General features: G+C 45.6%; 13 protein-coding genes. 6 read left to right on the top strand and 7 right to left on the bottom strand.

Translation table 11 applies throughout. From position 1 onward, the window contains the following. The first annotated feature begins 38 nt into the window (after nucleotides 1-38). The 3 genes from C7475_RS13100 to C7475_RS13110 all read left to right on the top strand — a co-directional run bounded on the left by C7475_RS13100 (nucleotide 39) and on the right by C7475_RS13110 (nucleotide 5401). The gene (locus C7475_RS13100; protein ID WP_110053786.1) at nucleotides 39-1475 is read left to right on the top strand and encodes an NAD(P)/FAD-dependent oxidoreductase; all 1437 of its coding nucleotides are present in this window, start codon (nucleotides 39-41) and stop codon (nucleotides 1473-1475) included. Nucleotides 1476-1699: 224 nt separating this feature from the next. Next, nucleotides 1700-4285, top strand: coding sequence for a T9SS type A sorting domain-containing protein (locus C7475_RS13105; protein WP_199236215.1), 2586 nt, complete (start codon nucleotides 1700-1702; stop codon nucleotides 4283-4285). Between the two features lie 237 nt (nucleotides 4286-4522). Then, the gene (locus C7475_RS13110; RefSeq protein ID WP_146217537.1) at nucleotides 4523-5401 is read left to right on the top strand and encodes a polysaccharide lyase; all 879 of its coding nucleotides are present in this window, start codon (nucleotides 4523-4525) and stop codon (nucleotides 5399-5401) included. Between the two features lie 58 nt (nucleotides 5402-5459). Here C7475_RS13110 and C7475_RS13115 read toward each other — a convergent pair whose 3' ends face one another. The 4 genes from C7475_RS13115 to C7475_RS13130 all read right to left on the bottom strand — a co-directional run bounded on the left by C7475_RS13115 (nucleotide 5460) and on the right by C7475_RS13130 (nucleotide 7939). After that, on the bottom strand, nucleotides 5460-6203 hold the full coding sequence (locus C7475_RS13115; protein WP_146217538.1) for a hypothetical protein: 744 nt from the start codon (nucleotides 6201-6203) through the stop codon (nucleotides 5460-5462). Nucleotides 6204-6290: 87 nt separating this feature from the next. Further along, entirely contained in the window at nucleotides 6291-6770 is a 480-nt protein-coding gene (locus C7475_RS13120) for a YdeI/OmpD-associated family protein (RefSeq protein ID WP_110053790.1), read from the bottom strand. A 3-nt stretch (nucleotides 6771-6773) separates the two neighbouring features. Beyond that, on the bottom strand, nucleotides 6774-7430 hold the full coding sequence (locus C7475_RS13125) for a hypothetical protein (protein WP_110053791.1): 657 nt from the start codon (nucleotides 7428-7430) through the stop codon (nucleotides 6774-6776). A 5-nt stretch (nucleotides 7431-7435) separates the two neighbouring features. Beyond that, complete coding sequence (locus tag C7475_RS13130; protein ID WP_110053792.1) at nucleotides 7436-7939, bottom strand: RNA polymerase sigma factor; 504 nt, start codon at nucleotides 7937-7939, stop codon at nucleotides 7436-7438. A 460-nt stretch (nucleotides 7940-8399) separates the two neighbouring features. Between C7475_RS13130 and C7475_RS13135 the strand changes: the two genes are divergently transcribed. After that, complete coding sequence (locus tag C7475_RS13135; protein ID WP_158286499.1) at nucleotides 8400-9542, top strand: TlpA disulfide reductase family protein; 1143 nt, start codon at nucleotides 8400-8402, stop codon at nucleotides 9540-9542. A gap of 122 nt (nucleotides 9543-9664) precedes the next feature. Here C7475_RS13135 and C7475_RS13140 read toward each other — a convergent pair whose 3' ends face one another. Beyond that, complete coding sequence (locus tag C7475_RS13140) at nucleotides 9665-13723, bottom strand: DEAD/DEAH box helicase (RefSeq protein ID WP_110053794.1); 4059 nt, start codon at nucleotides 13721-13723, stop codon at nucleotides 9665-9667. A gap of 34 nt (nucleotides 13724-13757) precedes the next feature. Then, nucleotides 13758-14168, bottom strand: coding sequence for a response regulator (locus tag C7475_RS13145; RefSeq protein WP_110053795.1), 411 nt, complete (start codon nucleotides 14166-14168; stop codon nucleotides 13758-13760). Between the two features lie 150 nt (nucleotides 14169-14318). Between C7475_RS13145 and C7475_RS13150 the strand changes: the two genes are divergently transcribed. Together C7475_RS13150 and C7475_RS13155 are read left to right on the top strand one after the other, a co-directional pair. Beyond that, complete coding sequence (locus tag C7475_RS13150; RefSeq protein ID WP_199236216.1) at nucleotides 14319-20432, top strand: HAMP domain-containing protein; 6114 nt, start codon at nucleotides 14319-14321, stop codon at nucleotides 20430-20432. Between the two features lie 33 nt (nucleotides 20433-20465). After that, nucleotides 20466-21743, top strand: coding sequence for a response regulator (locus tag C7475_RS13155; protein ID WP_110053796.1), 1278 nt, complete (start codon nucleotides 20466-20468; stop codon nucleotides 21741-21743). A gap of 64 nt (nucleotides 21744-21807) precedes the next feature. On the opposite strand, the gene C7475_RS13160 is transcribed toward C7475_RS13155, so the two are convergent. Then, nucleotides 21808-24231, bottom strand: coding sequence for a glycoside hydrolase family 3 N-terminal domain-containing protein (locus C7475_RS13160; protein WP_110053797.1), 2424 nt, complete (start codon nucleotides 24229-24231; stop codon nucleotides 21808-21810). Between the last annotated feature and the right edge of the window lie 444 nt (nucleotides 24232-24675).

Below are 24675 nucleotides of genomic sequence, written 5' to 3' on the forward strand. Positions count from 1 at the left end.
CCTGGTTGTTTAGTCCCTGATGTTCAATTGAAGCCCACATGCATAAAAACGAATATGACGCAATCGTCATCGGATCAGGACCCAACGGATTGGCAGCAGCAATAGCCATGCAGCAGCAAGGGCTTTCTGTATTGCTGATAGAAGGAAGGAACGAAATAGGAGGAGGCTTACGATCTAAAGAACTGACGTTGCCTGGTTTTATGCATGATATCTGTTCCGCTATTCATCCTATGGCGGTAACATCACCTTTTTTCAGCCAGCTGCCATTAGAAAAGTTTGGATTGTCCTATATCTACCCGGCTGTTGATGCGGCTCATCCTTTTGATGATGGTACCGCTGCTGTGTTACATCCCTCATTGGAAAGAACAGCGCAGTTATTGGGGAAGGACAGCATTGCCTACGAGCAGTTATTCCGCCCTTTGCTGAAAGATTTCAAAGGATTATCTGAAGATATATTGGGCCCTTTACAGTTCCCAAAACATCCGCTAACATTAGCGAAATTCGGACTAAAGGCATTGCCTTCAGCTATGCAGCTGGCTAAACGTTTTAAAACAAAAGAAGCCCGTGGATTATTTGGCGGAGTAGCAGCACATGCTATTCAACCATTGACAAATATCGCCACAGCAGCTATCGGCTTAGTATTGATGTTGAACAGCCATGCCGGAGGATGGCCTGCACCACGTGGCGGCGCACAGGCATTGGCCAACGCATTAGGTGATTATTTTGTGTCATTGGGCGGAGAGATCGTTACGGGTACGTATGTGAACGCACTCAAGGAATTGCCGCCTTCCAGGGCGGTATTGCTGGATGTAACACCAAAGCAGTTGTTAAAGATAGCGGGCGACAGGTTCAGCTCTTTCTACAAATGGCAGTTGCAGCGATACCGCTATGGAATGGGCGTATTCAAAGTAGACTGGGCGCTGGATGGGCCTACACCTTTCACCGCCGCAGGTTGCAGGGAGGCAGGAACCATTCATCTCGGTAACACGATCGAAGAAATCGCCGCCAATGAACAACGAACAACGGATGGACATCATCCGGATAATCCGTATACATTGTTTGTTCAACATAGTGTCTTTGATGAGACACGCGCTCCCGCAGGTAAACATACGGCATGGGCATACTGTCATGTACCCAATGGCTCCACAAAAGATATGACAGCTGCTATTGAAAACCAGGTAGAACGTTTTGCACCGGGTTTTAAAGATCTTATCATAGGCAGGCATGTAATGAATACGGAAGACGTAGAAACGTATAACCCTAATTATATCGGTGGTGATATCAATGGAGGTATCCTCGACATCACACAACTTTATACAAGACCTGCTATAAGATGGTCGCCTTATACCACGCCGGCCAAAGGCATTTACGTATGTTCATCATCTACACCGCCGGGTGGCGGTATTCATGGCATGTGCGGTTATCATGCTGCAAAGAAGGCGTTGAAGGATGTCTTTGGTATTGCACTTAAATGATCTGCAGTTTAATTTTCATTAACATTCCGTTTGAGATTTGTTGACACCTTTATTTACGTTTGCTTCCTATATTAGTAGGATAGTTAACGTATCTGTGTAACCCGTTTTGTGAGCACTCAGTATCAACCAAAGTAGACACGTGAAAAACTTCACATCAACCTATGTTTTACAATAATTAAATGCGTTTTATCTCGTAAACCTTAAAATAATCAATTGCTATGCGTATGCGTAATTTTACAAAGCTGTCTTTGTATGTGACCTTGTTATGCGGTGCTGTGCCGGCCCTTGCACAGACTGATATAACATCTGCCGCTGGAGTACTGACGGTTCAGTATCCCAATTCAAATGCGGTGGAAAACTATCCGAAGTTGATAGACAATAATGTAAATACGAAGTATTACATTGCCAGAACGGCGATCTGGGTACAGTTTGAAGCTGCCAGGTCAGCAACCGTTAACCAGTATTCCATTTCTTCTGCAAATGACTTTGCAGACAGGGACCCCAAAAACTGGAATCTGCAAGGTTCTGACGATGGCAGAACATGGACCACGTTAGATACCCAGACCGGCCAGACATTCACTGCGCGTTTTCAAACCAAAACCTATTCATTCACTAACACCACGCCTTATCTGTATTACCGGTTAAATATCACGGCTAATAACGGAGGAGGAGCTATTCAGTTTTCAGAGTTGGAATTGAACGGTACTGTTGGTGGCCCTGCTTCAGGTCCCAGTGGTTTGACAGCTACTGTACAGTCGAGCAGCAAGGTTAGTCTCAGCTGGTCTGACAATGCAACCAATGAAACCGGTTACCGCATTGAAAGCTCATTAGATGCAGTGACTTTCCTGCCACGTGCAACAGTAGGAGCAAACGTGACATCTTATGTTGATTCGTCACTGAGCACAGGTACAAGTTTCCTGTACCGGGTAAGAGCTATCAATGCTACCGGTGCATCTGTTGCAGATACTTCTGATGTGATTACCACCCCTACAGCTACTACAGGCAATGACATCACCAACTTCACGAATGATGTGGTGACAGACCAGTATAACACTACGGGTGTGGAAGGTATAGACAAAGTGGTAGATAATAACACTTACAGCAAGTACCTGGCATGGGCTTCCACCACCTGGATCCGTTATCAGTTGCCAACAGGAGCTGTGGCTAAAGGATACAGCATTACAGCTGCTAATGACGCGACAGACAGAGATCCGAAGAACTGGGTATTCCAGGGCTCAAACAACGGCAGTACCTGGACTGATCTGCAGGTGCAAACTAACCAGTTGTTCACTACCAGGTTCAAGAAACGTACATACCTGCTTGCCAATACAACATCTTATCAGTACTACCGCCTGAACATCACAGCTAATAACGGAGGTTCTCTCACACAGTTAGCAGAACTGGAGATCTATGGTACCGGTAGTGGCACAGTCGATGCATCTGCGCCTGCAGCGCCGACAGGATTCACTACACAGGCTGTTTCAAGCAACCAGATCATTCTGAACTGGCAGGACAATGCCGCTACAGAAACCAGCTATCGCCTGGAAAGAACAACAGACACGACGGACTGGGATGATGCTTTTGTACTGGCCGCAAATAGCAGCCGCTATTTCTCATTGGACCTCTCACCGTCAACTAAATATTATTACAGGCTGAGAGCTGAAAACGTAAATGGCGTATCTGCATGGGTGACCGGCAGCAATACAACACTGACCAATGTAGTACCTGCACAATGGCAGGAACACTGGGCAGGTCATACAGAGCTGTTATCGCTGGTATACGCTAACAGCAGCGTGAACATCTGGTTTGATGATGCTGTAAGCCGTTCAGCTACCTGGATGAACCAGGACTTCACTGATGTATGGGAGTATGTAAAAGACAACTATGGCTCATTCAGTGATCCTAAATTGAATATGGTGTTCCACAGCGAACCTGGATACTCTGGCGGACATCCGGCAGTGGTCTTTGATGCTGATCATGATTATACAAATGCGGGTGATCTCGGTGGTAGCTGGGAAGCCAGGGAAGGCTGGAACCTGCATGCTTCTATTCATGAAGTAGGGCATATTGTAGAAGGCGGCAGTAAGGGCATTCACAACTCGCCATCATTCCCTATATGGGGAGACAGCAAGTGGGCGGAGATCTTCATTTATGATGTAATGAAACGCCTGGGATGGTCAGCTGATGCACAGCAGGCATATAATGACTTTGTTGTGAAACAGGAAAGCTTCCCCAAACCTGGTACCTACTGGTTCAAGAACTGGTTCTACCCGATCTATGACAGGGCCGATTCCAGTGCCGCATTAAACCGTTATTTCGACCTGCTGGCCCAATATTTCCCACAGCATAATGGCGAGTATACCCGCGACCTGAACCTGGGCGAATTTGTGCACTTCTGGAGTGGCGCGGCACAGTTTAGTCTTGAGGCACAGGCAGATACCGCCTTCGGCTGGTCAAAGGACCTGGAAATGCAGTTTAAACAGGCACAGATCGACTTCCCGTTCACTTATCCACAGCCGCTTACTATAAATGCAACAGCGGTAGCGCCGGTTAAGTCATCCGCAGTATTAAGTATCTGGCCTAACCCTGCCAGCAATACCCTGAATATTGCGTTACCGGCAAGTAATAAAGCGTATACAGTAGATGTATATAATATTGCAGGGGTAAGGAGACTGTCCCAGCGGGTAAAGGGAAATTCCAATAACCTGAATATTTCCTCCCTGCCAGATGGTGTATATATTGTTACTGTGAGTGAGAACAAGCAGGTGATCCGGAAGGAAAAAATAGTAGTGAATAATACTTCCCGTTAACCAATGTTATAACACGTAATAGTGATTCCGGTCCGCTTCCAGCGGGCCGGAATTTTTTTATTTATTTAAGTAGTACTATTCTGTTTCTCGCCCGACATCTATGAAAACCTACAACATAAAACTATAAAAACCTTTTTTCCACGTAGATGCAATCGATTGTTTTAAAGGCAAATTGACGAAACAGACAAATCTATAGGCATATCTTTTTTCATTTTCCCTTAAAAAACCATAACAAAAATGAACAGACATCAAATTGTCAGTCTTACGAAGGGCGCTGCTCTCTCCATGATCGTATTACTATCAGCCTGTACTAAAGAAACCGTTAAGGAAGACCAACACCTGGCAGCAGCCAGCAGCCTGGAAACGCAGGCAGTAGGTAACACTATTCTGAACAGCTGGAGTGTAAACTGGGACAATTACGCCCACAGCAGCACCTACACTGCTAATAATGGTGCAGCAGATTTCGGTAATGTAACCGGTTGGGTGGACAGCCGGGGGATGATCTCTAACGGTAACCTGCGTATCACCTTATTAAAGAATGCATTATCAGGTGCAGGCGGTGTGGTTGCCAACATTGATATCTCTGACGGAACTGCCTATGAAGTTGATTATGATATCAGATTTCACAGCCAGTTTGACTGGAGCAGAGGCGGAAAGTTAGGTTTCGGCTTCTCTATCGGTGACGGTAATACCGGTGGAGATCCAGGTTGGGATGGTAACGGTGGTTCCGCACGTCTGATGTGGTACCGTACAGATGCAGGCAGGGTATTCTTCCAGCCTTACGTTTACTTCAGAGATCAGTCAGGTCAATACGGAGAAACTTTCGGTAAGTCCTATCCTTCCTCAGGCAGCCTGAACAAAGGTCAGACCTACCACGTACATCTGTATGTGAAAAGTAATACCGGTAGCAGTACCAATGGCCACGTACAGTACGTAATTGACGGCGTAGTAGTACTTGACCAGGATATTCGCTGGACAACCAACGACAGCAAACGTCTGATCAGAGGTTTGACATTCCATACTTTCCGTGGTGGTAGCCAGACTTACTGGCAATCATCTACAGACGGATATATCTACTACGATAACCTGAAAGTTCACAGGATCAGCACCAATTGATAATATCACAATATCTAAATCTCAGGAGTCTGTTTAACAGGCTCCTGAGTTTCTTTTTTTATAAGGTGGCCATTTCCCGTTTGGATAGTCTCACCCATTCCGCATTTAACCTGCGCACATACCGGGGATGCAGGTCTATCTCATCTCTTACTGCCTGGAACTGCGTTTTCGCTTCCTGCACACGCTGCTGCTTTTTCAGCATCAATCCATAATAGTACATGGCTTCCAGTGAGTGATGTACGCGGATCACTTTTTTGTATTCTTCTTCCGCTCTTACATAATCTGTACTGCCTTCCAGCGCTCGCGCAAACAACAGCTCATCTTCCTGTTTGGTCATCCGGAAATTGCGCATGCCTGACAGCCTGATATATACAGACACGCTTTCAAAATACTGTTCGTTATAAAAATGTAGCCTGGCAAGCAGTAGTAAAATGCCCTGATCATTAGCATGATGGGCATTAAGGCAGGATTGTGCCAGTTCAATAGCTTGCTGATACTGTTGGCGGTATGCATAGGCATTGGCCAGCGCCAGTCTGTTGGTAACGGTATCGGAGAGCCGTACTTTGCGTTCCAGCTCTTTGATATTATGACCTGGCACGAACAATTGTTGCAGATTGCCGGTCATTTGTCCGCCGTTAATAGTTGGCCAGATCTCCCTGATAAAATAGGCGATGGCCCCAAGACCTGGAAGGAAAAGCAGAATATAGATCCAGTCTTTCTTTCCATTTTTCATAGCGTGCACAATACAAACAAGTTGTGCAATGAGTATCAAATAGTAGTAGTTGTTCCAGAAGGGATACATGACGTTACAGGTTAGGTATAGAGGATTTTATGGACAGCAAAATAATTCAAATTGCTTTGAAATTTGATACCTGGCCCTTGATTTTCCCTATTTCTCAGTCAGCTTCTTTCCGCTTTCGAGCTTTTCTATCAGAAGCTTAAGCCTGTTATTTTTGGTTTCTTCCCTTTTGGCGGAAGTGATCCAGACATTATATTCTTTCCTGTCCGTATAAGAAAGCGTGTCAAAAAATGCCTTTGCTTTTGGGTGTTTTGAGAAGAGTGCAATCACTTCTTCTGGTAATATAACTTCCCTGGGCGCCAGGTCCTGTTCCAATACTATATGTATTGTATCTCCAAGCTCCTTACCCAGCTCTTTCCGGATGGCCTGGGTAATACCGAGTGTATGACAGGGCATCGACATCTTAGCAAGGCTACCTCTGTAAGTTACTTTACCGTCGATCAACGCTTTTACTTTCACCTGCCCTTTTACACCATATAGTTCCTGTACATCGTATGGAAAAACAACATAGCCTGCATTCATGCCGCCATGTTGTTCTATTACTGCATCAAAAGTTACTTTCTTTGACATGATTTATTCTTTTTCATAGACTTCTATCTCTTTCAGAAAATTGATAGCCTTTGTAACGGAGGTCCATTCTTTACTCCCAAAGATAACCTTAAACCAACGTTCACCGGCATTCTTCATCTGTATATTCCGGTACAGCCAGATAGCTGTTACAGTGAATACGGTAGTGATTGTTACCTGTAATACCCACAGCCCGATATTTACATGTTCAAACATAGCGTTATTAATGTAAAAAGTAGTGTAGAAGGGAGCGGATAGGAATAATATCCGGGCAACGTTGATGGTGGATGATTGCAGTCCTGCCAGTTTCCGTTGTGCTTCTACAATATTCTCACTATTATCGATTTGCTGAATAAGCACAACCTGCCTGATATATATCACAACGGCGGCGGCAGTAGTGATGATAATGCCCAATGCAGAAACCACAAAAAAGAGCCGGGAAGCTGTCATACCCGATATGGCAAAGGTGACCAATACCGACAGGAACAGTGTCCATATTATGCCAGCAATAACCCCGATGATCTTAATTGTTTTCAATGGGCGTAAAACAGAGCGGGCTTTCTGTCTCTGTATTTCGGCGATAAGACGGTAGTTCAGTGCCAGGGTCTTTTCCAGCTTCTTATCATAATTAGCCCACATTTCTTTTAATGCGATGTCTTCCATATTTCTTAGTTATGAATAGTGGAGAATTTTCCTTTCAGTTTGTTTTTGATGCGATTGATCTTCGTTGCGATATTGGTTTCAGTGAGTCCAAGAATATCTGCGATCTCTTTGTAGCTCTTTTCTTCGAGATAGAGGATCATAATAGCTCTGTCCAGTTCAGGCAATTCGGTGATGAAACGCTGAAGGAGATGCAGCTGTGGCGATAGGTCCTCTTTTTCTTCTGCGACAATAATAATGTCTGTTGTGAGCTCGGATGCGCGGCCGCTTCTTTTGCTGTCTTTCCGGTAAAAGGAGATGGCCACATTTAAGGCAATCCTGTATAACCAGGTGGAATATTTATACTGATCATTGTACCTGCCGAACGATCGCCATAGCTGATAAATAATCTCCTGGATAAGGTCTTTTCTGTCTTCAGTATTTCTGCAATAGGAATTAGCTATTTTATAGATGATCCCTTTATGCTGTTCTATTACTGATAGAAAGACATTATCTTCTTTTGACGGGGTCATATGAGGTAATAATTAAGGTCATGAACAAAATATTTTACCTTATTATTCGCAGAGGGGAATAAAAAATCACAACAGGATACCAGCTGGTCCTGAAAGTAGTACTATTTAGTAAATTGGGGTGCAGATTTTATACGGTTTTCTGTGGCCTTTTAAACAAAGGCAGGGAATTCATAGGATAGTAAAATTATTTTTACGGCTTTTCAGTGCTTCGGCTCAAATGCCACGCTGTAGCGGGATTCGAGCCGAAGTAAAAAGGCGTTTCATAGGATAGTATTCGCTAAAGATAATCAAATTTTGATATCAGGAAATTATTTCTTCTCTTTTTGAAATATTTAATATTAAAATTAAAAAAAGAACGTTGTGGGCTAAAAAATATGTATTTTTTGACCCTTAAATTATTAAAAATCTATTGGGTATTTCTGCATCCCGTTAATCGATGCAAAGTCCTAAACGCTATCAGATGAAACTTTTATTCTTCTTTCTCGTGACCCCCGTTGTTGCGTTGGCCCAACATTCCTATTCTGTAAAAGGTGAGGTTCCTGACTATTTCAATGGTAAAACAGTATATCTTTCTGTATTCGACAACTATTCGGATACGCGCTATGAAACAAAGGATTCCGCTACAGTGGTGGATAATTCCTTTGCTTTTTCCGGGAAGATAGCCCAGGTAAGTGAGGCTGCCCGTATTTCATATAAAAACGAAGAGCAGCAGACCTTTTCCCAGGAGTTTGTATTGGATAGTGGTAATAACAATATGATCGTTCATCCTGTACCGGCCGATTATATTTATTATAAGAACAAGGTTTCGATTTTATCTTTTCCTCACTCAGCATCTAACAGCATCAAGCTACAATTGGATAGTATTAGCAGTTACTACATGCGCGTCTATGGTGAATACGCAGATAGCGCCCGTCAGTTTATAGTACTACCTTTCCAGTGCGACAGGGAAAAGCTGGAAAAGCAACAGACGCTTCTTGCAGGCTATAAAAATAACTATTATACCATCATACAGCTTTATAGGTTGTATAGGAGGCGCGTTTCTTTGTATGATCTTGACAATGCATTAAAGCTCCTGGATGACAATTTGCAAAAAACGCCTCTTTATAAAGAACTGCTACATAAAGTGACCATCGATATCGCCGGCAATGAGCGGGCACGTGTGAATGAAAAGATGCCTTCATTTACGGTAAAAACCAGTACGGGTACTCTCTTTACCAACACACAGCTTGCAGGTACTCCTTACATTGTGGTCTTTTCTGCTACGTGGTGCATTCCCTGTCAGGAAGTGCTTCCCGGACTGAAAACGATCTACAAGGAGAATAAGAAAAAAGGGCTGCAGGTAGTATATTTCAATCTGGATGATGATGTAAAGAAGTGGCAGAAGCATATCAACAAGCATCAGTTAGATTGGATCAATGTTTCTACCTATTCAAAATTTGAACTTAACAATGAATTGACCGACCTATTCAATATTAAAGCTGTCCCCGGTTACATTGTGGTAAATAAGGATGGTAAAATCGTTTTTAATTCCTACCAGGTAAAGAATAACGATGTGTCACTTCTAAAAGAACATGTCAGTAAGATGCTTACTAATAGCTTGTGAAAATGGTCACGGCCTGCTGTTCCCGTCCCTTGGTAACTGGTATTAAGTTACTTCTGATCAAGATCTTTTTGATAGGTAATGGGAATTTCATGGTATCGTACTTGAATTTTGTAATGCTGTTATCAGCTCTTAGCGATCAGTGAAATTAATTCTTCTGTAGATAATTTTCCGCTGATATCACTGCCTTCCAGTAACCTGTCCGCCAGGTCCCGTTTACTATGATGAAGCGCAATGATCTTTTCTTCAATGGTATGTTTAGCCACCAGCCGGTAGATAGTCACAGGTCTTGTTTGTCCGATACGGTAAGCCCTGTCGGAAGCCTGTTCTTCAATAGCTGGGTTCCACCATGGGTCAAGATGTATCACATAATCGGCGGCAGTGAGGTTTAAGCCGGTGCCTCCCGCTTTTAAACTGATAAGGAACAGTGAACCTTCTCCTGACTGGAATTGCTGTACTACTTTCTCTCTTGCAGGTATCGGCGTGCTGCCATCCAGGTAACAATAGGAAATACACAGTTCATCCAACGCCTGCCTTACCAGTTCAAGATGACGTACATACTGGCTGAATACTAAAGCACGATGATTATTATCTATCAGCTCTTTTACTATTTCAAGGAATACTGCCAGTTTAGAGGAATGTATGTCTATCTCAGGATCTATCATCCTGGCATTACAGGCGGCCATACGCAGTTTGCCGATCTCTGTAAGTGTGTTCAGGTGTTGTTTGCTGTTCTTTTCGCGGCTGTATTTTTTGATGTTCTCTACAGCCGTCAGGCGCATCGCTTCATAAAAAGCTGCTTCATCCGGTGAGAGTGAAACCATTTTAACGATCTCCGTTTTCTCCGGCAATTCATCCAGCACTGCTGTTTTGGTACGGCGTAACATGAAAGGGCCGATCAATTTCCGGAGATGTTTCGTTACACTACTTTCCGCATTATAAATAACCGGTGTGGCAAATTGTTTATTGAAATATTGCAGGTTGCCAAGCAGGCCCGGATTAATAAAGTTGAAGAGGTTCCATATTTCGGCGAGATGGTTTTGTACAGGCGTACCCGTCAGGATCAATTTGAATCCTGCCTGTAATGCCATAGCCGCTTTAGAAGTTTTAGTCTGATAGTTTTTGATAGTATGGGCTTCATCCAGCACCACCATGTTCCAATGTACGCCTGCCAGCAACTTGTCTTCAGATTGCAATATGCCATACGTGATCAGTACGATATCAAAAGGTCCGGCTGTTTTCAATACGGCCGATCTGTTGCTGTTACTGATCTGTTTTACCTGTAAAGAAGGTGCAAATCTGTATAGTTCGTTTGCCCAGTTAGGTAATACGGAGGCAGGACATACTACCAATGCAGGTCCTTCGCTGGCACGATATAGTAACATGGTAATGGCCTGGATGGTCTTACCAAGACCCATATCATCTGCAAGGCAGGCGCCCGCGCCCCAGTTCGCAAGCCTCGCCATCCAGCGGAAACCTTCTTCCTGGTACGGCCGTAATTGTGTTTGCAGGGTAACGGGTACTTCCGGATGGATCTCTTCTGCTGTTGCCTGTCTGGCGCGTAGTGCTTTCCAGTGTTCGTCAGTTTCCACATTACCGGCACCTTCCAGTATCTCGTCCAGCATATGTGCCGCCAGCGGACGGATATGTATCTCTTCGTGCTCTGTTTGTGCTATGCTGGCCAGTTCATCCAATTGCCTGCGTAGTTTGGTGGTCAGCGAAAGGAACTCGCCATTTCTGAGTGTAATGAACCGCGTATTGTTCATTTTGACAGCATCCAGTAATTCCTTTAAAGACAATACGGTGTCTTCATCAACTTTCAGTTCGCCGTTGCAGGCAAACCATTTACCATCCACTCTGCGGATAGTGACCCGCAACTGCGTCTGATGTGCTACTCCACGAACTTTCAGCTTCTGTCCTTCCGGCCATTCTGCTGTAGCCAGCTCCGGATGCCGGTATATGATCTCAAGCAGCTGTAAACAATCCAGCGGATCATCAAATATGATGGTATCATCCAGTACTTCCTGTACCACAGATTCCTGGATGAGGATCATGAGTTTAGCCAGATTGCTTTTCTCCGCTTCAAGGTCGCGGATAACCTGACACCTTTCGCCGTTCGTGACACCTATCAGATGCCGGGCGCCTTCACCTGGTTGGCAATAAGGAGGATCGACAGCGAACGGTTTTACAAAGAAGGATGCTTTCAGCGCTTCACCTGTGGGTTGTAACTGTACGCGTATACGTGCATCGGCAGCGCGTTGTTTTATGTTCAGTGCCGTGGTATCGTCAACATTGGAGTGTACTGTGATATGTGCACCGATATTCCGCAGTGCCTGCAATAACTTTTCTTTTCCTTCGGCAGGTACTGTACCGATCTGTCTTAATGTTTGCAATACGGAACGCTGCTGTTGCGTTAGCCTGATCACTCTTAGGCGTGTGGGTGTTTCTTTTATGAGCAGTATATCACGTGTGTAATCGCTGATATTAGTACCGAACACGTATCCTTTACCTGTACCGTTTACGATCAGTTCCGGTTGTCCTTTTACTACTTCTACAGGCACCGTAGGGTCATCCTGCAGAAAGAGAAAAGGGTGGCCCGTTATTTCCTGCCACACCTGTTCTCCAAAAGCATACGACTCAGTACCGTAAGTATGATAGCTTTCTTTAAGTATCGTAGCAGCTATTCTGAAGTCATGGTCTGTCATGTTTTCCAGCCTTCCTTCCTTCAGCTTTTTCAGGTCTGTTGGTCTGCCACGGCTCCAGCCGGTATCTCCCTGGTGTGTTTGTATCACAGGTTGAATATCTGATCCGGCAACGTCTATCAGGTAAGCGAGCCGGGTAATGACAGGCGCTTTTTCTTTCGGTTTATTGGTCTCCTGTAGTATCAGGGTATTTAATAACCTTTCCCATTCAGGTACTGCCTGCATACGGGAGAATATGGGCGTTTTGCCAATGAAAGCTGCAAGCTCGCGGAAGGTTTTTTCTGTACCCAGATATGCCTGTTCGCGGAAAAGGTAAAGCAATTCGTAGGTTAACAGCCGGTAATGATGCTGCACACCCTGGTAAAGCACTACCTTGATGAACGGAGCATACGTTTTAAGGAGTTTACTTTTCGGATGGAATGCCTGCAGGCATATCAGTGAAAGATAACTGAGCAGGTATTTTTCCTGCTGCCTGGAGGTTGTTTCCAGCAAGATCTGGAGCATATGTTCCGCCCGTTCTTTTCTGCCACTGTGGAAGTGCAGTAAACTGATGGCGGGGGTAATATCCTGGAAGAGTTTTTTATCATAAGCTGCCACGATCTTGTTAATGATCGTGTATGATTTTTCTTCCGGCAGTATTGTTAACGTATAGGTATATAAAAACGCAAATAGCGGGGATACAGGAATGCTGTTCTTTTTGTCCAGCTGCCGCTGTTGTTTGATGCCTTGTTCAAACAGTGTTAACGCCTTTTCCGGCTGACCTTCATATAGTTGTACAACTGCATTCGCGTAAAGTGCATCTGTGCCACTGATTTCTTCTTTGATCTTACCTTCCTGTAATGCAACTTCAGCATGGCTAAGAGAAGATGCATCCTCCCTGATAAAGGCTGCAACCTGTTGCCTGAACGTATGTAGCGCTTCCAGCGACGTCATAGCCAGCAGGTGCTGTTTTACTGCTGCTTCATATATTTTGATGATGCTGTCTGTATCAAACACACGCAACAGTCCTTCATAGGCCGGATAATATAAGAGATAGCATAAGTGCGGGAAATATTCGGGCAGCTCAAAAGAGATCTTTCTGACCGGTTGCAGCAGCAGGGACCGTTCTCCTGTAAAATAAGCGGTCAGCAATTGTTGAAGCTCCTGGAGGCGCGCGCTCGTACTATAAAAAGAGTAAGGTTTGGCGTGATCGAGTAAACGTAAGTATTGTGGCTGGCGGATAACTTCGGGAAACAGGAGAAATCCGAGCTCGGGGATCAGTGAATAGTTGCCCGCCAGATTGTAACTCCCCAGGTTTCTTTCCTTTAATAACTCCAGGATATCAATGATCCTGTCTTGCGGCATTTCTTTGACACGGTTCACTGCGTCAATGAAGGTATACCGTTCCAACGGATAAAGGTATACTGACAGCACGTCCATAACGATCCTGGTGTCGGCGTTCTGGGACTGATATAGTTCTTTGTAAAAGGAAAGATTCACCATTGCTGGTGCAATCTACAATTTTATCTGTCGTTCGTTATTTGATAAAAGAGAGCATATACCTGGCTGTGGTCAGGAAAGATGCCAGATCATTGGGTTTGGTGATATAATCTTTAACCCCCAACTCTATACTTTTGGCTTTGAATACAGGCGAAGCTGATGTGCTCCAGATGATCTTGGGAATGTCCATGAAACGTCCCTTGTCATTCAACTCTTTTACTACTTCTACACCGGTTAGTTCAGGAATATTGTAATCCAGGATCATGAGGGCCGGTAGTTCCTCTTCTCCTATGTTCTCAAGGTATTTGACAAACTTTCTGCCATTAGGAATGCATACGAGTTGCCAACTAGGATCTATTTCTTCAATCGCATTTTCCAACAGCTCCTGGTCATCGATATCATCTTCTGCCAACAGGATCAGCCTCTTCGAATGGCCTAAAAGTTGCATCTGTTAAGTTGTTTTTATGGAAACAAAAGTAATTACTTCAAACCATATAATGCATAGCATCTATATGGGATGAAGTGGAAAAGACGGATCAAACACAACTTAAAGAATTTTTTAACTTATATACATAGCACCAGCTAACACGCCTTCAACATGAACACGCGGAGAAAAAGTCCCGATAATACTGCTCTGTCTGATAAGCCTGTGGAGAAAAGTCCACAGACTTCCACAACAAAAAGCAAAAAGCGAATACAACAGGTCCACGAACCGTTGGCTGATGAATTGGATTTACGGCAGCTTTTTCAGGTGTTGTCGGAGGTCAGAAGTGGTAATTTCTCCGCTAGAATGCCGGAAGACAGCATTGGGTTAAGCGGTAAGATCTGCGATACAGTCAATGAGATCATTTCCCTGAATGAAACCCTGGTAGAAGAGCTAACCCTTGCGCGTAACACCATCGGGAAAATGGGGCGTTTAAACCATAGGGTAGTGATGCCCCGTACGGCTAAAGGCTCCTGGGATACTGCCGTAGTATCCATTAATACACTGATATCAGACCTTGTACATCCGACGATCGAAATAGCTCATGTAATCAGTTCCGTGGCGAAAGGTAACCTTTCCCAGGAGATGCCGCTACAGATAGAAGATCACGTATTACAGGGAGAATTTGCGCGTATTGCCACTGAGGTGAACGGGATGGTGAAACAGCTGAACCTCTTCTCCCGAGAGGTAACGCGTGTGGCGCGTGAGGTGGGCTCAGAAGGTAAACTGGGTGGTCAGGCGAAAGTAAAGGACGTTGCGGGGGTATGGAAAGACCTGACGGACTCGGTAAACCAGATGGCGGGTAACCTTACGGCGCAGGTGCGTAACATCGCAGATGTAACGACGGCTGTGGCAAAAGGAGACCTTTCCAAGAAAATTACGGTGGATGTACAGGGTGAGATCCTTGAACTGAAAGATACGATCAATACGATGGTGGACCAGCTGAACTCATTCTCATCCGAGGTAACGCGTGTGGCGCGTGAGGTGGGTACAGACGGTAAGCTGGGAGGCCAGGCTGAAGTAAAGGGGGTGGCAGGTACCTGGAAAGACCTGACAGACTCCGTAAACCAGATGGCGTCCAACCTGACAGGGCAGGTACGAAACATCGCGGAGGTAACCACAGCGGTGGCGCGAGGTGACCTGTCACGTAAGATCACGGTGGACGTACGCGGAGAGATCCTGGAACTGAAAAACACCATGAACACGATGGTGGACCAGCTGAACTCCTTCTCTGCCGAGGTAACGCGTGTGGCGCGTGAGGTGGGTTCTGAAGGCAAACTGGGTGGCCAGGCTACGGTGAAAGGCGTAGGTGGTGTGTGGAAAGATCTGACGGACTCGGTAAACCAGATGGCGGGTAACCTGACAGCGCAGGTACGAAATATCGCCGACGTAACAACGGCGGTGGCGAAAGGTGACCTGTCGCGTAAAATTACAGTGGATGTAAAAGGAGAGATCCTTGAACTGAAGAATACGATCAATACGATGGTGGACCAGCTGAACTCCTTCGCCTCCGAGGTGACCCGCGTGGCGCTGGAGGTAGGTACGGAAGGTAAGCTGGGTGGCCAGGCAAAAGTGCAGGGTGTGGGTGGTACCTGGAAAGACCTGACGGACTCTGTAAACCAGATGGGGTCCAACCTGACAGCGCAGGTACGTAACATCGCCGAGGTAACAACGGCGGTAGCGAACGGGGACCTTTCCAAGAAGATCACGGTGAATGTGGAAGGTGAGATCCTGGAGCTGAAAAAGACGATCAATACGATGGTGGACCAGCTGAACTCCTTCGCTTCTGAGGTGACCCGTGTGGCCCTGGAGGTAGGTACGGAAGGTAAGCTGGGTGGTCAGGCAAAAGTACAGGGTGTAGGTGGTACGTGGAAAGACCTGACGGAATCTGTAAACCAGATGGGATCTAACCTGACGGCGCAGGTGCGTAACATCGCCGAGGTAACAACGGCGGTGGCGAAAGGAGACCTGTCTCGTAAGATCACGGTGGACGTAAAAGGAGAGATCCTTGAACTGAAGAATACGATCAATACGATGGTGGACCAGCTGAACTCCTTCGGATCGGAAGTATTCCGGGTGGCGCGTGAGGTAGGTTCTGAAGGTAAACTGGGCGGCCAGGCGGATGTACCGGGTGTGGAAGGCTTGTGGAAAGACCTGACGGACTCTGTAAATATCATGGCGTCCAATCTGACGTCGCAGGTACGTAACATTGCTGAAGTAACGACGGCGGTGGCCAATGGTGACCTCTCCCGTAAAATTGAAGTAGACGTAAAAGGTGAGATCCTTGAATTAAAGAATACCATCAATACCATGGTGGAACAGCTGCGTGCATTCGCCTCTGAGGTAACGCGTGTGGCGCGTGAGGTAGGTACGGACGGCAAACTGGGCGGCCAGGCATTCGTACCGGGTGTAGGTGGTACGTGGAAAGACCTGACGGACTCAGTAAACCAGATGGCGGGCAACCTGACAGCCCAGGTGCGTAACATCGCAGATGTGGCTATTGCCGTGGCTAATGGTGATATGTCCCGCAAGATCACGGTGGACGTACGCGGAGAGATCCTCCAGCTGAAAGAAACACTGAATACGATGGTGGACCAGCTGCGTGCATTTGCCTCTGAGGTAACGCGTGTGGCCCGTGAGGTAGGTACCGACGGTAAGCTGGGTGGTCAGGCATTCGTGCCTGGTGTGGCAGGTACGTGGAAAGACCTGACGGACTCAGTAAACCAGATGACCGGTAATCTGACCTCGCAGGTGCGTAACATTGCCGAGGTGACCAAAGCGGTGGCCTCCGGCGACTTGTCCAAGAAAGTAACGATAGACGTAAAAGGTGAGATCCTCGATCTGAAAAATACTATCAACACAATGGTGGACCAGCTGAACTCTTTCGCCTTCGAGGTAACGCGTGTGGCGCGTGAAGTAGGTACGGAAGGAAAGCTGGGTGGACAGGCTGAAGTACAGGGTGTAGGTGGTACCTGGAAAGACCTTACCGACTCCGTGAATATGATGGCGTCCAACTTAACCAACCAGGTGCGTGGCATCGCGAAAGTGGTAACCGCAGTGGCTACAGGTAACCTGAAACAAAAGCTGTCCATCGTTTCCCGTGGTGAGGTGGCCCAGTTAACAGAGACTATCAACGAAATGATCGATACGCTTGCGTTGTTTGCCGACCAGGTAACAACGGTGGCCCGTGAGGTGGGGGTTGAAGGTCGTTTGGGTGGTCAGGCAAGTGTGCCAGGTGCTTCCGGTATCTGGAAGAACCTGACGGAGAACGTGAACCAGCTGGCGGAAAACCTCACTACACAGGTACGTGCTATCTCGGCGGTAGCATCTGCGGTAACGAAAGGTGATCTGACCCAGATGATCCGCGTGGAAGCGAAAGGTGAGGTGGAAGAACTGAAAGACACCATCAACCAGATGATCGCCAACCTGAAACAGACGACATTGCGTAACCAGGAACAGGACTGGCTGAAATCCAACCTGGCTAAGTTCACGCAGATGCTCCAGGGACAAAAGGACCTGAATACGGTGACCCGCCGGATCCTCTCAGAGCTGGCGCAGGTGGTGAACGCACAGAAAGGGATGTTCTACATCCTGGAACAGGAAGAAAACCTTTTGAACCCAAAACTGAAATTATTCGCAGCATATGCTTATGGCAATGAGGTGAGCGTTTCGCGCGAATTTGCACTCGGACAGGGCCTTGTAGGGCAATGTGCCGTGGAGAAAGAACGTATCCTGCTTACCAATGTGCCTTCAAATTATATTAAGATCAGCTCCGGTCTGGGTGAAGCTACACCGGTGAACCTGATCGTACTGCCGGTACTGTTCGAATCGCAGATCAAAGCGGTGATAGAACTGGCGTCCTTCGATATGTTCAGCCAGACGCACCTGGACTTCCTCAGTCAGTTGACAGAAAGTATCGGTATCGTGTTGAACACCATCGAGGCGAACTCCAGAACGGAAGACCTGCTGGAACAGTCACAATCGCTGGCAGATGAATTAAGACGTACCAACGAAGAATTACAGGACAAGGCCCACCTGCTGGTAAAACAGAAAGAGGAAGTGGAAGAAAAGAACAAGGAGGTGGAAGAAGCAAGGAAATCGCTGGAAGAGAAAGCAGAACAGCTCCAGCTTACTTCGAAATACAAATCGGAGTTCCTTGCCAACATGTCGCACGAGTTGCGTACCCCGTTGAACTCCTTATTGATCCTTGCACAGCAGTTATATGAGAACCATGACGGTAACCTGAATGAAAAACAGGTGCGTTATGCGAAAACGATCCACAGCTGCGGAGATGACCTGATACAACTGATCAACGATATTCTTGACCTGTCGAAGATCGAGTCTGGATATATTTCTACAGACTTTATCAAAGTGCGCTTTAATGAAGTGGTATCTTTCGTGGAAACTACCTTCAAGCACGTATCCGAAAGCAAGAACCTGCGCTTCCGTATTGAAATGGATGATCAGTTGCCACAGTCGCTGGAAACGGACGTACAACGTTTGAACCAGATCCTGAAGAACCTCCTTTCCAATGCGTTTAAGTTCACAGAAAAAGGAGAAGTTAAACTCCGGATCTATGAAGCGAAACGGAACTGGCGCCTGCTCAATGGAAGCCTTGATAGTGCAGACAGAGTGGTGGCCTTCGAGATCAGGGATACGGGTATCGGTATTTCGAAAGATAAACAGAACATCATCTTCGAGGCTTTCCAGCAGGCAGAAGGTTCTACCAGCCGCAAATACGGAGGTACCGGCCTCGGACTGTCTATCAGCCGTGGTCTGGCCGACCTGCTCGGAGGTTCTATCGAACTGGAAAGCGAAGCTGGCCGGGGCAGTACCTTTACGTTGTTCCTGCCATTGCAGTATAATCCTTCTGCTATCAGAAGAGAGAAACAAAGCAGCCTGACAGTAGGACAATACCAGTTGCCGGACGATTATGAAGCTGCGCTCGTACAGCCTCTACCGACAATAAAAGTTCCGGAAACAAAAGATCTTGATGGACTGAATGAGATCATCAATGAAATAGGCGACGACCGGACACATATTGTCGATACGGATAAGGTAGTGCTGATCGTGGAAGATGATGTCAGGTTTGCCAAGATAATGCTGGAAAAGGCACATGAGATGGGACTAAAGGTAGTTGTGGCTACCAGTTTCGGAGATGTATTCGACCTGACGAACAAATACAATCCGATCGCGGTAACGCTTGACGTGAAACTGCCGGACGCAAGTGGATGGAGAGTATTGGACCTTTTCAAGAATGATATTAATCTAAGGCATATTCCTATTCACCTGATCTCAGGAGAAGAAAACCGTTTACTGGCAATGCACCGTGGCGCGAGGAGCTTTAGCCTCAAGCCACTGAAGGCGGAAGCGCTGAATGTGTTGTTTGCCAACATCATTGAACACGACAGCAGGAAAACGAAGAAGGTGCTCGTCGTGGAAGATAATGAGCCGGATGCTTCTCAGATAGCCAGGATCCTGGATAACGGGGAACTGATCGAAATGGATTTTGTGGAAAATGGAAAGGCTGCGATAGATCGGGTGAATAATACAATTTACGATTGTATTATTGCCGACTATATGCTGCCGGATATTGACGGGGCGGAGTTCGTTGCTAATATGAACACGGTGAACAGGTATAATGCAACACCGGTGATCGTATATTCAGCCAAAGACTTTTCCAACAGTGAGAAATCCAAGCTGAAACAGTATGCCAATAAAATACTGCTCAAAGGCGTTAATTCTCTTGACCTGTTACTTGAAGAAACGGTGATGCAATTACATATTAATCACCAGTCCCTGTTACCGGAAAAGAAGAAGCTGATAGAAGACCTTCGTTCTCAGAAAGATGTACTGATCCATAAAAATGTGCTGGTAGTAGATGATGACGTACGTAACCTGTTTGCCCTGACCACTGCATTTGAAAGGTTCCATATCAATACTATCACCGCAGAAAGTGGTAAAGAGGCAATGAACATTCTAAGTGAAAATGGTGATATCGATATTGTGTTAATGGATATTATGATGCCTGAAATGGACGGATATGAAACGATGCAAAAGATCAGGAGAGAGCATAAGAACAGCGCCTTGCCGATCATTGCTGTAACAGCAAAAGCAATGAAGGGCGACAGGGAGAAATGCCTTGAGGCAGGAGCATCCGATTATATTACAAAACCGTTAAAAATAGATCAATTGTTGTCGCTGATGCGTGTTTGGCTGTATAGGTAATTTTGAAGTATTCATTTGAAAAATCAAACAATTTTGCAGGAACAGGATTTGATTAAAATATTAGTAGTAGACGACCGGCAGGATAATTTATTGTCTATAGAATCTATCCTCGAAAGGGAAAGCTATACAATTGTTAAAGCCAGTTCAGGCAGGGCCGCATTGAAGATCCTGCTGAAGGAGTTTGATTTCTCATTAATACTGATGGACGTGCAGATGCCTGATATGAACGGTTTTGAAACAGCAGCGCTTATTTATCAAAGGGAGAAGCTGAAAGATATACCGATCATCTTCATTACTGCTCACAGCCATGAAGAGGAAGCTATTTTTAAGGGATATAAAGTAGGTGCTGTTGACTTTATCTACAAGCCTGTGAATCCTGAACTGTTACGTGTGAAGGTGGGATTGTTCGTAGAGTTATATCGTAAAACACAGTCGCTCATTGCACAGGAACAAAAACTGCTGCTGGCAAATGCATCCCTGCAAAGGGAAATTGAAGAGAAGGAAGCATCTGAACTAAAAGTGCGCGAGTTGAACAGGCAGTTGTTGCAGAATAACATTCATCTGAAAGCGGTGAATGAAGAACTGGACCGCTTTGCCTATATCGCTTCTCATGACTTGCAGGAACCTTTACGTAAGATCAGGGTGTTCAGTGATATGATCCTGCAAAAGAAAAGTGGTGAGGTTGAAGTTGACAGATATGTGCAGAAGATCACAAATGCCACTATTCGTATGCAGCAACTGGTCAGTGACTTATTGCGCTTCTCCCGCCATTCTATACAGGGAGGGGATTTTTCCTTATGTGACCTTAACGACCTGGTAAAAGAGGCGTTAACAGAACTGGAGATCAAGATCCAGCAAACCAAAGCCAGGATTAAGATCGATACCTTACCTTCCTTACAGGTGATCCCTACCCTGATGCGGCAAGTGTTCTATAATCTTATCAGCAATGCATTGAAGTTCCGGAAGAAGGGTGTTGCGCCAGAGGTACATATTTATGCAGAGGTCGTGTCTACACCAGATCATCATTATGTGCGGGACAGCGATCACGGTATTTACTATAAGATCTTTGTAACAGATAACGGTATTGGTTTTGAAAGCCAGTATGTAGAGGATATCTTCGTTGTGTTCAAGAGATTGCATAGTTACCATGAGATAGAAGGCACTGGCATAGGGCTGTCTATCTGTAAGAAGATCATGGAACAGCACAATGGATTTATTACCGCGACAAGTGAGCTTGACAATGGCGCTACTTTTATAATTGGTATTCCTGAGAAGCAGGTATTACCATTGAATATAACTATGAGCTCATAAAAGATTAAATAGAAAGAGCCATCCCGTTTATGAGATGGCTCTTTTATTTTGCCTGTAAGGCTGATTAATACTTACACAACACCTGTTGCTTCACTTCGAAGCTGCCTTTTAAGCGGATATCTTCAGAAGACGCGCCAACCATTACAGAAAATGAACCGGGTTCTACTACCCATTTCATATCCATATTCAGTAATCTCAGATCTTCAGGTAACAGTTCAAAAGTGATATCCTGCTGTTCGCCTGCCTTCAGATGTACACGTTTGAATTTCTTCAATTGTTTTACGGCTGTAACAACAGAACTTGCATCATCACGGATGTATAACTGTGCCACTTCATCACCTGCTATTTTGCTGGTATTTTTTAATGTGAAAGTAACAGCTACTTTCAGGTTATTTCCTGAAGCCTGTACATTCGTTTTCAGGTTTTGATAATCGAAAGTGGAATAGCTTAAGCCATAACCGAAGCTGTATAAAGGTTTCGCATCCATTTCAACATAGTCATGCCTTGATGCATTTTTATAGTTGTAATACACAGGCAATTGTCCTACAGACTTAGGGATGGAAACAGGTAAACGTCCGGCAGGGTTATAGTCTCCGAAGAGTACATCAGCGACAGCGTTACCACCTTCCTGACCGGGATACCAGGCATTCACAATAGCAGGTACATGTTGTGCAGCCCAGTTGATATTAAGCGGACGGCCTTCGATCAGTACCAGTACAACCGGTTTGCCGGTAGCAACGATGCGCTCAAGTAAACGGGATTGTAAACCCATAAGGTCAAGACTTACCCTGTCATATCCTTCCCCGCTTTCCATATCGCTGACTGCTACTTCTCCTGATTTAACTTCAGCAGCACCAGTGCTCTGATAAGAGGTTTCGAAGTCACGCGCACTGGAACCACCCAATACTATTACAACTGCATCTGCCTGTTGTGCAGCAGCAACTGCTTCGTTGATCGTAGCATGAGCAGTATCGCGGATAGCACATCCTTTAACATAAGTCACCTTTGTATCGGCAGATACTTTTGCCTTGATACCTTCCAGTACGGTCACTATCTTTTCATCCGGCTGAGGAGCGGTATAGTCACCCAGCTGATTGTAGATATTATTAGCATTGGGGCCGATCACTGCCAGGTTCTTAATGGTCTTATTCAAAGGGAGTAATCCGTTTTCATTCTTCATCAGTACGATGGACTCAGCAGCTACACGTTTTGATAACGCTTTGTTAGCATCGTTACCTACTGACTTTTCTGCTATTGCTGCATCTACATAAGGATGCTCGAACAAGCCCATCGCAAATTTCAGTCTGAGTACATGTGCCACGGCCGTATCGACGGTAGCCATTGTTACACGCTTATTATTAATAGCTTTGATCAATGCATCACCATAGGCTTCACCACCAAGATCCGCATCCAGCCCCGCATTTATGGACAGTGCCGCCGCTTCTTCTATTGTAGCAGCTACATGGTGATTGGAACGTACGCCTGGAATGCCACCCAGGTCAGAAACTGTGAAGCCTCTGAAGCCCCATTGTTTTACCAGCACGTCTTTCAACAGGAAGCTGTTGGAGCTGCATGGCACACCGTCAATGGAATTGTAAGACGCCATGATCGATAATGCGCCCGCTTTGATGGCGGCCTGGAAAGGCGGGAGATAAGATGAATACAGATCGCGCAGACCAGTCAATGCAATACCACCATTATGTCCACCTTCAGGAGAACCATAAGCAGTAAAGTGTTTCAGTGTGGAGATCACATTAGCGCCGGTATTGATGTTGCTGCCCTGAAAGCCTTTTACCATAGAGATGCCCATCTGGCTGATGAGGTAAGGATCTTCTCCATAGGTTTCCTCCAGCCTGGACCAACGTGGCTCACGCACGAGGTCTAGTACCGGACCATAGCCAATGTGTGCGCCCTGTAAACGTGCTTCTTTCGCGATCGCAGCTGCCATTTCCTGTATCAGCGCCGGGTTCCAGGTGCTGGCCTGACCGATGGACGTAGAGAAGACAGTAGTGCCGATAGCCATATGTCCGTGGGGACATTCTTCGGCCAGCAATAACGGAATACCCAGGCGGGTATTTTCCATCATATATTTCTGCAGGGCATTGGTCGCCTTTGCAGACAGCTTTGGCGTCAAACCGGTCTTCAGTGTCTTTTTAGTCCACGGATCGGCTCTTAGAGTAGCCCAGAAGCTACCAATGTACCGTTTGGCGATCACGGTCTTAAAGGCTTCGCTAACGCCTACAGAATCACCATTCTTTTCATACATATCCCATCCCAGCAGGGTACATAATTGCCCTACTTTTTCTTCCAGCGTCATTCTCTTCAGCAGGTCTTTTACCCTGGCGTCGACCGGTGCTGATGGGTTTTTGTAAACAATAGCGGTAGTACTTCCTTTTTTGACCTGCCCCAGGGCTTGTGAGCCTAACCCGAGTACTGCTATGAAAAGCATCAGATAACTCGGGTTAAAGGCGTTTTTTTTCGTTCTCATTGGACCTGTTGATAAGATTCTATTATGTTAAGGTAATTGACAATCATCCGTTTATTAACGTCTCTCAGTAAAAATAAGCAAGTAAGGGGAGGAATTTTACAAGAATTTTGAACGGTATGGTCTGCGGTGATTAGAAGGCTTATTCGCCGCACATTATGCGGTGAATAACAGTGATATTCACCGCATGACTTGCGGCGAAAGAGGATCAAGTTGAAAACCTGGGGGATATGTATGATAAAACATTAAAAATGAAGGAGTAACACTATAAGTCAGCTGCATGAGGATATTGTCTTTAACAATGGCCATAAAAGGTTTTTGAGGTTATACAATTACAAGCTTCTCGTCTTGCTTCTCTAAGGCACATATAACTATATTAAAATGGCTCCAAAAGGATACTTAAAGGTCACTTCAATATCGATTTGATATATAAATGCCCTTTTAGTG

It is taken from the genome of Chitinophaga sp. S165 (assembly GCF_003182155.1).
Classification (GTDB): Bacteria; Bacteroidota; Bacteroidia; order Chitinophagales; family Chitinophagaceae; genus Chitinophaga.

Excerpts from the sequence above, each read along its gene's own strand:
- C7475_RS13100 (WP_110053786.1), top strand. The coding sequence starts at position 39 with ATGCATAAAAACGAATATGACGCAATCGTCATCGGATCAGGACCCAAC.
- C7475_RS13105 (WP_199236215.1), top strand. The coding sequence starts at position 1,700 with ATGCGTAATTTTACAAAGCTGTCTTTGTATGTGACCTTGTTATGCGGT.
- C7475_RS13110 (WP_146217537.1), top strand. The coding sequence starts at position 4,523 with ATGAACAGACATCAAATTGTCAGTCTTACGAAGGGCGCTGCTCTCTCC.
- C7475_RS13115 (WP_146217538.1), bottom strand. The coding sequence starts at position 6,203 with ATGTATCCCTTCTGGAACAACTACTACTATTTGATACTCATTGCACAA.
- C7475_RS13120 (WP_110053790.1), bottom strand. The coding sequence starts at position 6,770 with ATGTCAAAGAAAGTAACTTTTGATGCAGTAATAGAACAACATGGCGGC.
- C7475_RS13125 (WP_110053791.1), bottom strand. The coding sequence starts at position 7,430 with ATGGAAGACATCGCATTAAAAGAAATGTGGGCTAATTATGATAAGAAG.
- C7475_RS13130 (WP_110053792.1), bottom strand. The coding sequence starts at position 7,939 with ATGACCCCGTCAAAAGAAGATAATGTCTTTCTATCAGTAATAGAACAG.
- C7475_RS13135 (WP_158286499.1), top strand. The coding sequence starts at position 8,400 with ATGAAACTTTTATTCTTCTTTCTCGTGACCCCCGTTGTTGCGTTGGCC.
- C7475_RS13140 (WP_110053794.1), bottom strand. The coding sequence starts at position 13,723 with ATGGTGAATCTTTCCTTTTACAAAGAACTATATCAGTCCCAGAACGCC.
- C7475_RS13145 (WP_110053795.1), bottom strand. The coding sequence starts at position 14,168 with ATGCAACTTTTAGGCCATTCGAAGAGGCTGATCCTGTTGGCAGAAGAT.
- C7475_RS13150 (WP_199236216.1), top strand. The coding sequence starts at position 14,319 with ATGAACACGCGGAGAAAAAGTCCCGATAATACTGCTCTGTCTGATAAG.
- C7475_RS13160 (WP_110053797.1), bottom strand. The coding sequence starts at position 24,231 with ATGAGAACGAAAAAAAACGCCTTTAACCCGAGTTATCTGATGCTTTTC.